General features: G+C 32.7%; 18 protein-coding genes and 1 pseudogene. 12 read left to right on the forward strand and 7 right to left on the reverse strand.

What is annotated here, in order from left to right:
- The first annotated feature begins 312 nt into the window (after positions 1-312).
- Genes mce through EP747_RS03415 form a run of 4 tightly spaced genes read left to right on the forward strand, consistent with a single transcriptional unit; the run spans position 313 to position 3418 of the window.
- On the forward strand, positions 313-687 hold the full coding sequence (gene mce / locus EP747_RS03405; RefSeq protein ID WP_129688524.1) for a methylmalonyl-CoA epimerase: 375 nt from the start codon (positions 313-315) through the stop codon (positions 685-687).
- Positions 688-718: 31 nt separating this feature from the next.
- Positions 719-1081 carry a carboxyl transferase domain-containing protein gene (locus EP747_RS25300; RefSeq protein WP_419179246.1) on the forward strand — a complete coding sequence of 121 codons (363 nt, stop codon included), beginning with the start codon at positions 719-721 and terminating at the stop codon, positions 1079-1081.
- A complete protein-coding gene (locus tag EP747_RS03410; RefSeq protein WP_419179265.1) occupies positions 1065-2261 on the forward strand; it encodes an acyl-CoA carboxylase subunit beta in 1197 nt (398 codons plus the stop codon). The genes EP747_RS25300 and EP747_RS03410 overlap by 17 nt, the downstream gene beginning before the upstream one ends.
- Before the next feature lie 38 nt (positions 2262-2299).
- Positions 2300-3418 carry a M20/M25/M40 family metallo-hydrolase gene (locus tag EP747_RS03415; RefSeq protein WP_129688525.1) on the forward strand — a complete coding sequence of 373 codons (1119 nt, stop codon included), beginning with the start codon at positions 2300-2302 and terminating at the stop codon, positions 3416-3418.
- Between the two features lie 84 nt (positions 3419-3502).
- Here the strand turns inward: EP747_RS03415 and EP747_RS03420 are convergent, their stop codons facing one another.
- Complete coding sequence (locus EP747_RS03420) at positions 3503-4099, reverse strand: DedA family protein (protein WP_129688526.1); 597 nt, start codon at positions 4097-4099, stop codon at positions 3503-3505.
- A gap of 195 nt (positions 4100-4294) precedes the next feature.
- Here EP747_RS03420 and EP747_RS03425 point away from each other — a divergent pair, with 195 nt between their 5' ends.
- From EP747_RS03425 to EP747_RS03435, 3 genes are all read left to right on the forward strand, one after another.
- A complete protein-coding gene (locus EP747_RS03425; RefSeq protein ID WP_129688527.1) occupies positions 4295-4993 on the forward strand; it encodes an alpha/beta hydrolase family protein in 699 nt (232 codons plus the stop codon).
- Positions 4994-5188 carry a DNA-binding protein gene (locus EP747_RS03430; protein ID WP_129688528.1) on the forward strand — a complete coding sequence of 65 codons (195 nt, stop codon included), beginning with the start codon at positions 4994-4996 and terminating at the stop codon, positions 5186-5188.
- 184 nt (positions 5189-5372) lie between these two features.
- On the forward strand, positions 5373-6713 hold the full coding sequence (locus tag EP747_RS03435) for a glycosyltransferase family 2 protein (RefSeq protein ID WP_129688529.1): 1341 nt from the start codon (positions 5373-5375) through the stop codon (positions 6711-6713).
- A gap of 66 nt (positions 6714-6779) precedes the next feature.
- On the opposite strand, the gene EP747_RS03440 is transcribed toward EP747_RS03435, so the two are convergent.
- Positions 6780-7064, reverse strand: coding sequence for a YiaA/YiaB family inner membrane protein (locus EP747_RS03440; protein WP_129688530.1), 285 nt, complete (start codon positions 7062-7064; stop codon positions 6780-6782).
- A 271-nt stretch (positions 7065-7335) separates the two neighbouring features.
- Between EP747_RS03440 and EP747_RS24130 the strand changes: the two genes are divergently transcribed.
- Positions 7336-7500 (forward strand): hypothetical protein, encoded by a 165-nt coding sequence (locus EP747_RS24130; protein ID WP_165346738.1) that lies wholly within the window; start codon positions 7336-7338, stop codon positions 7498-7500.
- 83 nt (positions 7501-7583) lie between these two features.
- Here EP747_RS24130 and EP747_RS03445 read toward each other — a convergent pair whose 3' ends face one another.
- The 3 genes from EP747_RS03445 to EP747_RS03455 all read right to left on the reverse strand — a co-directional run bounded on the left by EP747_RS03445 (position 7584) and on the right by EP747_RS03455 (position 9019).
- On the reverse strand, positions 7584-7982 hold the full coding sequence (locus EP747_RS03445) for a thiol-disulfide oxidoreductase DCC family protein (protein ID WP_129688531.1): 399 nt from the start codon (positions 7980-7982) through the stop codon (positions 7584-7586).
- 17 nt (positions 7983-7999) lie between these two features.
- On the reverse strand, positions 8000-8377 hold the full coding sequence (locus EP747_RS03450; RefSeq protein ID WP_025672250.1) for a hypothetical protein: 378 nt from the start codon (positions 8375-8377) through the stop codon (positions 8000-8002).
- A 123-nt stretch (positions 8378-8500) separates the two neighbouring features.
- Positions 8501-9019, reverse strand: coding sequence for a VOC family protein (locus tag EP747_RS03455; RefSeq protein ID WP_129688532.1), 519 nt, complete (start codon positions 9017-9019; stop codon positions 8501-8503).
- Positions 9020-9172: 153 nt separating this feature from the next.
- Between EP747_RS03455 and EP747_RS03460 the strand changes: the two genes are divergently transcribed.
- Positions 9173-10411 (forward strand): DNA polymerase IV, encoded by a 1239-nt coding sequence (locus tag EP747_RS03460; RefSeq protein ID WP_129688533.1) that lies wholly within the window; start codon positions 9173-9175, stop codon positions 10409-10411.
- 109 nt (positions 10412-10520) lie between these two features.
- Here the strand turns inward: EP747_RS03460 and EP747_RS03465 are convergent, their stop codons facing one another.
- Positions 10521-11201 (reverse strand): N-acetylmuramoyl-L-alanine amidase family protein, encoded by a 681-nt coding sequence (locus EP747_RS03465; protein WP_165346814.1) that lies wholly within the window; start codon positions 11199-11201, stop codon positions 10521-10523.
- 397 nt (positions 11202-11598) lie between these two features.
- On the opposite strand from EP747_RS03465, the pseudogene ggt reads away from it, so the two are divergent.
- The 3 genes and pseudogenes from ggt (at position 11599) to EP747_RS03480 (ending at position 14330) form a co-directional block, all read left to right on the forward strand.
- Positions 11599-13203: pseudogene (ggt, locus tag EP747_RS03470) on the forward strand (gamma-glutamyltransferase).
- Positions 13204-13224: 21 nt separating this feature from the next.
- Positions 13225-13806, forward strand: coding sequence for a chromate transporter (locus EP747_RS03475; protein ID WP_129688534.1), 582 nt, complete (start codon positions 13225-13227; stop codon positions 13804-13806).
- Complete coding sequence (locus tag EP747_RS03480; RefSeq protein ID WP_129688535.1) at positions 13803-14330, forward strand: chromate transporter; 528 nt, start codon at positions 13803-13805, stop codon at positions 14328-14330. Before EP747_RS03475 ends, EP747_RS03480 begins: the two co-directional genes overlap by 4 nt.
- Before the next feature lie 18 nt (positions 14331-14348).
- Here EP747_RS03480 and EP747_RS03485 read toward each other — a convergent pair whose 3' ends face one another.
- Positions 14349-14768, reverse strand: coding sequence for an SET domain-containing protein (locus EP747_RS03485; RefSeq protein WP_129688536.1), 420 nt, complete (start codon positions 14766-14768; stop codon positions 14349-14351).
- Between the last annotated feature and the right edge of the window lie 173 nt (positions 14769-14941).

The following is a 14941-nucleotide window of genomic DNA, read 5'->3' on the forward strand; positions in this document are numbered from 1 at the left end:
AGTCTATTTAACCACTCGATTGTTAAGTAGTCATATTGTTTTGTTAAATGAGAAAAGTGAGGGGAATGCCGTCGAACTTTTTTAATTGCTTGTAATTTTCTGTTTAGTTTAAATGAGGGGCGTTTCAGAATCACCTCTTCGTTTTCATTGTCATCTCTTGAAATACGGTTGTATTAGCTACGTTTTTAATCATGTTTGTCCACTTTCTTGAATATTGTTTAAATAATAGCTTATGTACTTTTCAATAGATTACAGTACAAAAAAATCTCATATGTTTCTAAAAAAGCATTGATTTGAAGGAGAGGGCAAAAAATGTTCACAAATATAGATCATATGGCAATCTGTGTAAAAAATTTAAACGAGAGTATTAAAAAGTATGAAGAAGATTTAGGTTTATCATACTCATATCGTGAAATAGTAGATGATCAAGGTGTAGAAGTCGCGTTTTTTAAAACAAATAAAACTAATATCGAATTAATCCAACCACTTACAATAACGAATCCTGTACATAAATATATTGAAAAAAAAGGGGAAGGACTGCATCACATTGCTTTTCAAGTTGATGACATTGAGAAATCACTATTAGAACTAAAAAAACGCCAATTCAATTTAATCCATCACTCACCACGAAATGGAAGTGAAGGTTCAAAAGTTGCCTTTATACACCCTAAACAATTTGGAGTATAAATCGAAATTGTTCAAAAAAGGGGGGAGTTTAATGAGCAAGTATGATGATCTTTATAAACTATATGAAAAGAAATCTGAAATAGAGCAAGGTGGAGGATTTGAACGGATTGAGAAACAACATGAACGTGGAAAGTTTACAGCACGAGAAAGAATAGACATGCTATTAGATGAAGGGAGTTTTGTTGAGTTATTTAGTTTTGTCCAGCATCGTTGTTCAGATTTTGGAATGGATGAACAAAATGGTGCATGTGATGGAGTTGTCACAGGTTATGGGAAAATTAACGATCGAACGGTCTTTGTCTTTTCGCAAGATTTTACTGTGTTCGGTGGTGCATTAGGTGAAATGCATGCAAAAAAAAATAAGTCAATTAATGGACATGGCAGTACAGTGTAAGGCTCCGATTATTGGATTAAATGATTCAGGTGGAGCGAGAATTCAAGAAGGTGTCCTTTCTTTAGATGGTTATGGACATGTTTTTTATCGAAATACGATTTATTCTGGGGTAGTACCACAAATTTCAGTTATTATGGGGCCTTGTGCAGGTGGTGCTGTCTATTCTCCAGCAATTACAGATTTTGTCATAATGGTTAAAGGAACTAGCCAAATGTTTATTACTGGACCTAAGGTAATTGAAAGTGTAACAGGTGAGAAAATCTCTGCAGAGGATTTAGGTGGAGCTAAAGTCCATAATGAGATAAGTGGTAATGCTCATTTCCAAGCTGAGTCGGAAGAAGAAGCCCTTAAGATCGTTAGAAATTTAGTGGAGTATTTACCGGCTCATTGGGAAGAAAAAGCACCTACTAAAATGAAAACTGAAAAAGATATTGATGATTTAATGGAGCTAATACCTGATGAAAGTAGTCGACCTTATGATGTTAAAAAAATAGTAGAAATGATTGTAGATGATGATTCCTTTTTTGAGGTTCAAAAAGAATTCGCTAAAAATTTAGTTGTAGGATTTGCTAGATTAAATGGTGAAGTAGTAGGACTCGTTTGTAATCAACCTAAATTTATGGCTGGAGGACTAGATTTACATTCAGCTGATAAAGGGGCAAGATTTATTCGTTTTTGTGATAGTTTTAATATACCAATCATTACTTTTGTTGATGTGACAGGCTTTTTCCCTGGTGTAAAACAGGAGCATGGAGGTATAATAAGGCATGGCGCTAAGCTTTTATATGCGTACTCTGAGGCAACAGTTCCAAAAGTTACAGTCATTACGAGAAAAGCATTTGGTGGAGCATATGTTGCATTAAATAGTAAATCGATTGGAGCGGATTTAGTATTTGCATGGCCAAACGCTGAAATCGCAGTAATGGGTGCTGCAGGTGCTGTAAACATCTTATATGGAAAAGAAATTTCTCAAAGTAATCGACCAGATGAGTTAAGATCAGAATGGATGGACCAATATAAAGAGAAATTTTCTAATCCTTACGTTGCTGCAAAATACGGTTTAGTTGACGATGTAATTGATCCAAGGATGACTAGAAAAAAGCTTATTCAATCATTAGAAGTATTAAAAAACAAAAATGAAAAGCGCCCAGCTAAAAAACATGGTAATATACCTTTGTAGACATTTTTTTACATATACAATATGGAGGCATGACACAAATGATTAATGAACAACGTATAGTCGAAGAATTTTTAGAATTAGTACAAGTAGACTCTGAAACTAAGTTTGAAGCTGAAATTGCAAAGGTTTTAAAACAAAAATTAGAAGCCCTTGGAATGAATGTTTTTGAAGACGACACGATGGGTGTTACAGGTCACGGTGCTGGAAATATTGTTGCTACAATTCCTGCTACTAAAGAAGGCGTTGACGGTATTTTCTTCTCTTGTCATATGGATACAGTTACTCCAGGTAAAGGAATCAAGCCATCAATCAAAGATGGATACATCGTTACTGATGGAACTACAATTCTAGGTGCAGATGATAAAGCTGGTATCGCAGCATTTTTAGAAGCTGTAAAAATCATTAAAGAACAAAATATTGAGCATGGTGAAATCCAATTCATTATCTCAGTTGGTGAAGAATCTGGATTACATGGTGCGAAAGCAATGGATCCAAAATTAATCACAACTAAATTTGGATATGCATTAGATAGCGATGAAGAAGTAGGTAACATAATCGTAGCAGCTCCAACTCAAGCTAAAGTAATTGCTACTATTTATGGTAAAACTGCACATGCAGGTGTTGCACCTGAAAAAGGCGTTTCAGCGATTACGATTGCTTCTAAAGCAATTGCAAGAATGCCACTTGGGCGAATTGACGAAGAAACGACTGCTAATATCGGACGTTTCGAAGGTGGTAGTGCAACAAATATCGTATGTGATCAAGTGAATATTTTAGCTGAAGCTCGTTCATTAATCGGTGAAAAAATGGAAGCTCAAGTAGCTAAAATGAAAGCTGCTTTTGAAGAAGCAGCTACTGAAATGGGTGGACGTGCTGAAGTAGAAGTTCAAATTATGTACCCAGGATTTAAATTTGGTGAAGGAGACCACGTTGTTGAAGTTGCAAAACGTGCAGCAGAAAAAATTGGACGTACTCCTGCATTAAAACAAAGTGGTGGAGGATCTGATGCGAACGTATTCGCAGGTCACGGTTTCCCAATTGTAAACTTAGCAATCGGTTATGAAGAAATCCACACTACAAATGAAAGAATGCCAATTAAAGAGTTAGTAAAAACTGCTGAAATGGTCATAGCAATTGTAGAAGAAGTTGCAAAATAATTAAGTACAAAAAGACGAGACATTTAGTTGTCTCGTCTTTTTAATAGTTAAGAAGTCTAAAACTTAAATCTCATAATGCCAACTCTAATTTGTAGTTAATCGTTTTTTAAATAGGAAAAAGAATATAATCAGAATCAATAAGGCAGTTGGAAATATGACTAAACTATACTTTGCAAAAATAGACGCCACTTTATCCCATTGTTCACCTAAAATTTTTCCTAATGTTATAAAAGTGAATCCCCAAAGGATTGCTCCAACAAATGCAAACGTTGCAAATTTTCTAAAAGAATATTTATTAATAGCAGCGAAATAAGCAGTTAAATGCCTAACTCCAGGAATGAAAAATCCTATAATAAGAATATATGGTCCAAATTTTGAAAATAAGCTTTTTGTCATTTCAATTTTTTTCTCTGTAATATAAACTTTTGGTCCATATTTATTTAGTAAAGGTAGACCAAATATGTATCCAAGCAAATAGCTTAAAGATATTCCACAAATGATTCCGATAATCGCACAAGCTAATGAAGGTAAATATGACAATCTACCTTGAAATACATTATAACCTATGTATGTTAATAGAATTTCATCTGGTAATGGTAATCCAATAATTCCTCCTATTAATGCTAAAATGATGCCTAAATAACCATAGTGACTAATTAGTAAGTTTAAATGTTGAACCATTGATCATACACATCCTCGATTTTTTCCGCGTGAAGTAGATAGGCTAAAAAATTATTTTAAAGATAATATCATTGTATACAAACAAAAGTATTTTATAGCATTTTCTTTAATATGGCAATTCAAAATTCAAAAAATTTTGTTATTATTAGAATGATTTAATATTACTTGGAAAATAAAGAAATTTAGGTGGAAAAAATGATTAATTATTATGAAATAATCCCAAATATATTTAGTAGAAAAGAATCAATCATTATGTTTCATGGCTGGGGTTCAACGATTGAATCACAAATACAACTTGGTAAAGAGCTATCTGAATTAGGATTTAAAGTTGTTATTCCCGAAATTAAATACCATGATTCGAGACAAGCTCTGAATAACCATTTTGATCAAAAGATTTTACAAACATATTTTTGGAAAACAATATTTGAAACAATTGATGAAGAAGATGAAATAATTCATCAGCTTAATTTACAAAAAGAAAATACAATTCTGTTAGGAAGTTCAATGGGTGGTTTTATTGCAAGTGGAATGTTTTTTTCAAATACTAGTTATGCCGGATTAATTAATATTAATGGATCAAGTTCTTATATTTATTCTGAGAAGGATTTTCGTAAAAAAGATGGAAGAGTACTATTAAACGATAAGGAATTGGAAACGTTTGTAAAATATGATCCTAAGTTTAAATATAGTACTATAAGAAATCCTATTTTATTCTTACACGGAGAACAGGATCTAGTTATTCCAATTGGTGGGCAACTAGATTTTTTAACAACAAAACATAATTATTATATAGATTTTCTTAAATATAAGGATGTAAATCATACGATCACAAATAGTATGAAAAACGACATATTCAATTGGCTTAATAAAAATTTTAAATCGGAGGGGTTTTAATTGAGTGAAAATTCACTACCAAATGGATTAGCTAAACCCGCTATTAGAGCCCTAACTTCAGCTGGTTACTTAAATTTGGAGCAATTCACACAATTAAGTGAGGCAGAAGTATTAAAATTACATGGGATGGGTCCTAAGGCGATTACGACAATTAAAAATGCATTGGAAGAGAAAGGATTATCTTTTAAGAAATAATATTGGCTAGATCAAGAACTGATAGAAATTCAGTTCTTTTTTATTTGGTAATTATTAAGTAATGAAAGTGTTATAAATAAGCTTTAATTAATTCATTTTTACCAGAAGTTGGTAGGATATTAAATCAAATTATAGTGATATAATGAATCTTATCGATTTAATTTCATAAAAAAGGGGGAAGGCTATGAAACCCAACTTGTCTCCTATACAAAAAAAAAGAAACCGATATTATTTAACTGTAAATAAGAAATTTTGGTTTAGCCATTTTATTTCATTTTCTTGGTTACTTTTTTCAATTTATTTATCAATTCCTTGGGTAAACGATTTATCTGATGTTGTTACTACACCAGTAGCAATTATCATAATAGGTGGTATTGCCTATATTCCGGGCTATATGAGCACTTTTTTAGTAGTAAGTTTACTACTCGATAAACAACCGAATTTTAAAAATGAATTTCCAAATGATTCGGTTACTGTATTAGTGGCTGCTTATAATGAAGAAGGCGCTATTTTTAATACGTTAAAATATATTTCAGATCAAGATTATACTGGTGAAATAAACGTTATCGTTATTAATAATAATTCTACCGATGGTACAGATCGTGAAGTAATGAGAGCGAAAAAAGAGTTAAGTTCAAATATTACTTTATTACATCAACCAAAGCCAGGTAAGTTTCATGCACTTAACTTGGGATTGGAGTATGTAAAAACACCATATGTTATTACGCTAGATGCAGATACATTAATTCATCCTTCTGCAGTAAGATACTTAGTTTCAAGAATTAAAAGTAGTCCTTCTGATGTTTGTGCTGTTGCTGGCTCAATGTTAGTTCGTAATAGTCGTGAAACATTTTGGACTAAGATTCAAGAGTGGGACTACTTCTTAGGAATTGCTTCCATAAAAAGACTTCAGGGATTATATCAAGGAACTCTTGTTGCACAAGGGGCGTTTAGTTTATATAAAACTGATTGTGTAAAGGTAGTTAAGGGTTGGCCAGATGCAATTGGAGAAGATATCGTTTTAACATGGAGACTTTTACAGAAGCAATGGAAGGTATACTTTGAACCATTAGCAGTAGCATTTACCGACGCACCTACAACATTTGGACATTTTGCTAAACAAAGATCAAGATGGGCAAGAGGTATGGTTGAAGGACTGATTGAAATAAAACCGTGGCAACAACCACAAGTTTATACAAAGTATTTAACGGGTATTAATCTCATGATGGTTTACTTAGATTTTATTTACACTGTATGTTGGATTCCTGGATTGATTTTAGCGTTTTTTGGAATCAACATCATTGTTGGCCCAATGACTTTATTAGTTCTCCCATTAACATTTATTAGCTATTCAATCCTTTATTTTTACCAGAAAAACTATGTGTTCCGTAATTTAAATTTAAGAATAAGAAATAATCGTATAGGATTTATATTCTTCCTATTATGCTATCAAATGATTATGTCACCAGTTTCACTTTATGGCTATATTCAAGAATTTTTTAAATTAAAACGAGTTTGGGAATAAAACTTTATTATCATAAGGAAGGGGATCACAAAAGTCAATGTACTTTTTGTGATCCCCTTTTTGTTTTTATAAACTATTTGTTTCTTTCTTTGTTGAACTATCTAACTTCATCTTTAATTGAATTTCTTGATCAGCGATAATATCATCATCTTCAGCATTATCACGAACAACCTTTTGGGTTAAAATTGAGCCCACTGCTACTAACAGCATAACTGCAATATAATAACCTTTTTCGTTTAATTGCATATCTGCATTGTAAAGTCCGATACAAAACAAAAATACTCCTGCAACTAATGTAAAGTATGCTAAAACAGTAAATGCTGGTGTGTTTCTACGTCTGTGCTTCTGCAAATTTAATCACGCTCCGGGTAAGATTTTACTTAATTGTCAGACGTTAAAAAATGCTATTAAGAAGGTATAAATGATTTCAAAAAAATTCTTAACGTCTGATATTATTATATAAAATTTGTTGTTAAATAGTAACAAAATTCTAATAAATTAGTAAATTGGAAAATATTACTGTAATTTTTTAGGGAAATGCTAAATAAAAAATAGAGAAATACAAAAAGATGTCTAATCACAAATAGATAGGAAATATTTATTTGGAGAGGATGGTCAGATTTTGAGTAATAGAGGTGCTGGTATTGGAGGAATCGTTTTTGTAGGTTGTATGTTTCTAGGCGGAGGAATTGGAAGTTTATTACATGAATCACATTCAGGTTGGCTAATCGGGATGGGTGTTGGATTTATAGGGCTCGCTTTAACAAGATTTCTAATAAAAAGTTAATGCAAAAGGAAACTAAAAAAGAACCACAAGGGGGAAAATGATAACCTTTGTGGTTCTATAAATTAAAGAGGACTTTTTGTTGATCATAAATAAAATCGATCCCTAATTTCTTTTGATGGGATCATACACGATTCGTTTTTTCCAAAGAATTTAAAACGATTTCTTGCGATCAGTCTATATACATAGTCACGTATAGTAGTTGGGATTATCATAAAGGCATAGAATAATTTTGGCCAACCTTCTAAATTTTTTGCAATAGAAAGTGCAGCTGAAGATTCAATTTTTATTTTTCCATTTTGTACAAGAATAATTGAATCAATTGAACCAAGTTTGGGGTGATCCTTCTTAAGCTTTTCGCCAAATGTGGATTGTAGTGCGGCAAAATGAAAATAACCTTTTTGGTCATGTTTAATAATAAATTGAACAGCACCATTGCATAAAATACATTCACCATCAAATAAAATAATTGGCCTCTCGCTCATAATATATCCCCTAAAGATTATTCTTGGTTCACCATATGGTAAGCAACATTTCTTAAATGTTGTAATAATGGCTCTTTAATTTCTTCATCTAAATCGACATCATCCATTGCTTTTCCCATGCAATCTAACCAGTCATGAGCTAATTCAATTGTAATTGGAAAAGGTAAATGACGCGCGCGCATCCTTGGATGACCACGTTCCATACTATAATATTGTGGTCCACCTAAAAACTGTGTTAAAAATAGCTTTTGTTTACGTGCTGTTTCCTCCCAGTCACCAGGAAATATTGGTGAAAGTCTCTCATGCTTTGAAACATAAGAATAAAAAGTATCCACTAGCTCTTCTAATTTTTCTTTCCCTATATAATCATACATTGATTGATTTTCGTTACTCAAAAGAAAATACCTCCATTAATTTCAAAAAATACAATATAGATAGGTATATTTTATCTCTTTTTGGACTTTATGAGAAGTAAATAGGAACCTTAGGTAATGTAATTTATTATTAAAACCCCTATTCTAATTAGAAGAGGGGTTTCCTTCATAAGCTTCAATTAAATTGTTTATATTGATTTTATTCTTAGTTTGGAGAACTGCTTTCATTACTCGTTCAGATTTTTCTGGATTGGAGTCATTTAATAGTTCAGGTAAAATGGTTGGAACAATTTGCCATGAGACGCCAAATTGATCTTTTAACCAACCACATGCTTGTGCATTTTTATCTCCATCCTTTGATAACTTTTCCCAATAATAATCTAATTCTTCTTGGGAGTCACAATGAACGATGAATGAGATTGCCTCTGTAAATTTAAAGTAAGGTCCTCCGTTTAACGCAACAAAATCTAGCCCTTCTAAGCTAAATTGGATGGTCATAACAGCTCCTTCTTCCATACTGTTTGGGTCATGTCTTTCTTTTCCATAACGTGTAATTCTTTCAATTTTTGAATTCTTAAATATAGAAGTGTAATAATTTACGGCTTCTTCGGCTTTTGTATCAAACCATAAATTCGTTGATATTTTTTTAATTTTACTTTGCATAGCTTTTCTCCTTTAATACAAAAACGTTTATAATAATTAGATATTAGTTTTAGAATTGATTCAAACTTTATAAGTTTTAACTATATTCAACATTAATACACGTAAATAGGAAATATAAAAAAATGATATTATACTAGCATAGGAGGTGTAGCAATGAATCAATGGGCACCAAAGAGCGGAAGAGTAATTTTACATGTTGATATGAATTCATTTTTTGCTTCAGTTGAAATAGCGAATGATCCATCATTAAAAGGTAAACCAGTAGTTGTGGCAGGCAATGAAAAAGAGCGCAGGGGAATTATCGTAACTGCAAGCTATGAAGCTCGAGCTTATGGAATTCGGGCGACAATGCCATTATGGGAAGCGCGAAAAAAATGTCCTGAGATGATTGTGAAAACTCCAAATTTTGAAGCATACCGAAAAGTCTCAAGGCAAATATTTGAAAAATTAGGTGCAATAAGTCCTAAAATTGAAGTGGCATCGATTGATGAAGGATATATTGATATAACGGATTGTGATGAAAAACTAGGTCATCCAATTAAAATAGCTGAATTGATCCAGTCAATGTTGTTAGAAGATCTGGACATGCCATGCAGTATCGGTATTGGTCCAAATAAATTTCTTGCGAAAACAGCTTCAGATATGAAAAAACCACTTGGAATTACTGTTCTTCGTAAAAGAGATGTTCCTACTATTTTATGGCCAAGAAAAGTAGGAGAGATGCATGGTGTTGGTAAGAAAACTGAAGAAAAGTTAAATGAAATAGGCATTATTACAATAGAAGATTTAGCAAATAGTAATGAAAAACAAGTACAAGAATTATTAGGTATAAACGGTAAATCTTTAAGAAATAAGGCTAATGGAATAGATGAGAGAGAAGTAGATCCTAGTCGTATGCTTTCACATAAGACAATTGGCCAATCAACGACATTTTCATTTGATGTTTTTGAGGAACCAATGATTGTAGAAAAATTTGAAGCTCTATCTAAGCGGGTAGCTGAACGTTTAATTAAGAAAGGTTTAGTTGCAGACACTGTGACAATTACACTACGATTTAGTGACCGAAAAACAATAAATCGTAGTAAAAAACTTTCTACACCTGTACAACAAGCAAATGAAATCTTTAAAGAAGCATTTGATCTATGGAAAAGAAATTGGAACGGAGAACCATTACGTTTAATCGGAGTAACAGCATCACAATTAAATCCAAAAGATGAAATATCAAAGCAATTGGACCTATTTTCTTTTGAAAAGGATGCCAAACAAGAACCATTGTTTGAAACATTACATAAATTGCAAGATAAATATGGAGAACAAGTTATTAGTTTAGGTAGACAAAAAAAGAAAATTGACTCAAACAATATATTAGATATATTGAAATCTACAGAATAAACAGCTGCTGGGCTTTCAATCGAAGGTCTTTTTCAAGTTGCCTAAAATTTTTTGAACAAAAAAAGACAGTCTATTAAATAGACAGTCTTCAAATAGTTAATATAATCGTTTAAACTTTCTCAATAATAATTTTAGTTGCTGTTGGAAGATGTTGTGCCACAGCATTCAGTACATTTTGATCATCTTGATATGCTCCGATTTGTACTCCGTCTACGATTACTCTATGCATTTCAGACTTAGCCTTAGGTGTTAAGTTAAATGCTTTTACTAATCCATTTACATGCCCTTGAGCTACTTTTTGACGCCAATTTGGGTCTTTCAGTTTTGCAGCATCACTTGCATTATCAATGAATCCATTTTCAGTCAGAATCGCTGGCATATTTGATTCACGTAATACATGAAAATTAGCTTTCTTTTTTCCACGATCAGTTAGACCATTTACCTTTACGATCTCCTCATGTAAATCGTTACGATATTTAGCAGCAGTAGATGTATCTGACAAACTATCATGTATATAATCCTCGTAACCAGATGCTGATCCATTAAATGAATTGATATGAACAGCTAAAAAGTAGTTGGCACCCCATGAGTTGGCATCGTTCGTACGTTCAGTTAAAGAACGATCAGTGTCTGTAGATCTGCTCATTCTAACCTCAACATCATTATAGTTATTCAATAAATCTCTTATTCTTAATGCGATATCTAAAGTTAGGTCCTTTTCTTTTAATCCATTGCCTACTGCACCTGAATCAGTGCCTCCATGACCTGGATCTAAATAAAGTTTCAACATTATACTAATCCCGTTGCCACAATCTATAAAAATCTATACATTGATGTTTGCTTATCATGAATTGATTATTTTATAGCAAACAATAAGGCAACGTTACCTCCTTTCTTTTATAAAGTTTTAGAAGTTTTACAGAATTTTATTGCGTTTTAACTGCAACTGACCCTCCTAATGATAATGTATTCAAAGTAGCCATTAGTTGAAATGGACAAGCATCTAATGTATATAACCAAAATTAAGAGATTTAATTGAATTAGGCATCAATTTTAATAGATTCTTTTATTTAAATTGATCGTAAGTAGGGGAATCCTAAAATATTGTCGAATTTAAAGATTAAGTTATTTTGTTATCCAATATAACTATTGCAAAAAGCCAAGGAGGAAAGTGTATGTATACAAAAATGAAGGCGAATGAACACGTTTACTCATCACATCGTAATGTGGTGTATGCTAGAAATGGAATGGTCGCTACTTCCCAACCATTGGCTGCACAAGCGGGCCTAGATATTTTAAAAAAGGGTGGTAATGCAGTAGATGCTGCTATCGCTACAGCTGCTTGCCTAACAGTAGTAGAGCCTACTTCAAACGGTATTGGTGGAGATGCTTTTGCATTAGTTTGGATGAACGAAAAGATATACGGTTTAGATTCAAGTGGACCAGCACCTAAAAATATATCGATTGAAAAAGTAAAAAATTTAGGTTATGAAAAAATGCCTAAATATGGTTGGATACCAATAACTGTCCCTGGTGCTCCTGCTGCTTGGGCAGAACTATCGAATCGGTTTGGAAGACTTTCGTTAAAGGAAGTGCTAGAACCGGCAATTGAATATGCTCGTGAAGGTTTTCCGATTTCACCAACATTAGGTAAGTTTTGGAAAAAGGCTTATGAAATATACAAAAAAGAGTTAAACTCTGAGGAGTTTGCTGCTTGGTTTGATACGTTTGCTCCAAATGGAAGAGCTCCTGAAGTAGGAGAAATTTGGTCGTCACTGGACCATGCAATAACTTTAGAAAAAATAGCCGAAACAAATGGAAAAGATTTTTATAAAGGTGAAATTGCAGATAAAATTATTGCTTCTTCACATTAATATGGTGGTTTTTTAACAAAGGAAGATTTGGAGTCTTATAAACCGGAATGGGTAAATCCAATTAGTATAAATTACAGAGGCTATGATGTATGGGAAATTCCACCTAATGGTCAAGGAATTGTCGCACTGATGGCTTTAAATATATTGAAAAATGATTTGTTTGATGACAAAGAGAACGCAACTACATATCATAAACAGTTTGAAGCAATGAAGTTAGCTTTTGCTTGCGGAAGGGAATATGTAACAGATCGAAAGTTTATGAAGACTTCAGTTGAAAGTCTATTAAGTGATCAATATGGAAAAGAACGCTTTTTAGGGATTACGGAAACTGCTCATACACCATTACCAGGAAGACCGCCTAGTGGAGGCACTGTATATTTAGCAACAGCTGATGGAGATGGAAATATGGTCTCCTTTATTCAAAGTAATTATATGGGCTTTGGGTCAGGTATAGTAATTCCTGGAACTGGAATTGGATTGCAAAATAGGGGTTATGATTTTAGCTTAGATGAAAAACATGCCAACGCTTTAATTGGTGGAAAAAAATCATATCATACGATTATTCCGGCATTTTTAACAAAAAATAATAAAGCAATTGGACCATTCGGTGTAATGGGTGGTTATATGCAGCCTCAAGGCCATGTTCAAGTAATCATGAATAGCATTGATTTTCATTTAAATCCACAAGAAGCATTAGATGCTCCTAGATGGCAATGGATTGAAGGGAAAATAGTTGAAGTCGAACCTAGTTTTCCTCAAGAGATTATAAAAGAGTTACAGGCTAAAGGTCATGAAATTAAAGTTGCAAAGGATACTGGAAGTTTCGGACGAGGCCAAATTATTTGGAGAAATGAAGATTCTGGTGTTTTAATGGGTGGTACAGAATCAAGAACGGACGGTTGTATAGCAAGTTGGTAAATATGAGAAGGACTTGATTTAATGAAACAATTAGAAATATTCATTGCGTTTTTTCGAAGTAGTATTTTAGGATATGGTGGTGGACCATCTACGATTCCACTAGTTTATAAAGAAGTCGTCGATACGTATAAATGGATGAAAGACGAAGAGTTTTCTGAAATATTAGCAATTGGTAATATGCTCCCAGGTCCAATTAATACAAAATTAGCAGGTTACATCGGTTATCGTATTGGTGGTATTATCGGAATGCTTAATGCGATTATTGCAACGATCTTACCGACAATTCTCTTAATGATTATACTTTTAACATCATTATCGTCTTTTAAAGATATTAAATGGGTTAATGGGATGAAGGAATCAATTGTACCTGTTGTAGGGGTAATGTTAGGTGTATTAACATGGCAATTTTATCAAAGTTCAAAAAAAGGATTGAAAACACCAACAATATTAATTCATTTAGTTGTCGGTTTGTTTCTAATACAATTTTTACATATACACCCTGCGATCATAATTGGTGGTTTACTAATATTTGCAATCTTCCAACCAGTAAAAGCAACTTCCTCAAATGACCATCAGACGAGGAAGGGGAGTACAAACGAATGATTTATTGGAAATTATTTCTTTCATTTCTTATAACGAATCTTTTAGGATATGGTGGTGGGCCAGCTACGATCCCATTAATTCAAAATGAAGTTGTTACACAAAAACATTGGTTAACTCAGCAAGAATTTCATGAAGCGTTTGCAATGGGGAATGCCTTACCAGGGCCTATCGCCACAAAAATGGCTGGATATATTGGATATAAAATTGGCGGAATTTTTGGTTCCTTTATAGCGGTCTTTGCAACGGTATTCCCTTCTTTATTACTAATGATTCTATTAATTGGGTTACTTTATAAAAATCGTGACTCAATTCGAGTGAAGAGAATGACAGCATATGTAAAACCGACAATTGTTGTACTATTAGGCCTACTTACATATCAATCTTTTTCTGATTCGTTTCATGATATTGGAGTATTTCAAGTTATTTTTATTGCCGTTTGTACATTTTTCTTAATGGAAAAATTTAAAATTCATCCTGCTTTTGTAGTACTTGGCGCATTAATTTATGGTGCCATTAATCTTTAAAAATAAAAAAGAAACCAATTACTTGGTTTCTTTTTCTTTTTCCTTGCTCATTACTTCTTCATAATCTTTGTTAAACCAAAGTGGATCCATATTATCTACTTCACCATTATAATTAATCAAAATTTCTTCGCCAGCTTTAATGTCTTTGTAAGCGAAAAAATCAAATGTGTGATTATCAAAGTTAATATCGTAAGTTGCATTTGCATCATAAGAATGGTTGAATAGCATTCCGTATCCTAGAAGAATAGCTGAATGATTAATACCATATTCAAATGCATAGTCTGCTAATAAAGTTTTCTCGATATGCTCATGTTCCTCGTTCGGGTATGAAATAACTGGCGCCTCGTGTATTAACTCACCTTTTGCAATATCACGTGTTGCAAAGACACCTCGATTAAATTCACCGTCACTCAACGTAGAAGTTTTAATTTCAATCATAATTACACCTATAATTCTCTCTTAAGTCTTATAGATAGTTTGCCACTATTTTAGATATAAATCAATTTTTTTATCTAATTAGCGATATTCACATAAAAGAGCGCTTCTTTTCGATCTAAAGAGGTAGTTTAACTGGGCCTAGTCAATTATTTGAAGAAAGACTGATTAAATTA

This window comes from Gottfriedia acidiceleris (genome assembly GCF_004138285.1).
Lineage (GTDB): Bacteria > Bacillota > Bacilli > Bacillales > Bacillaceae_G > Gottfriedia > Gottfriedia acidiceleris_A.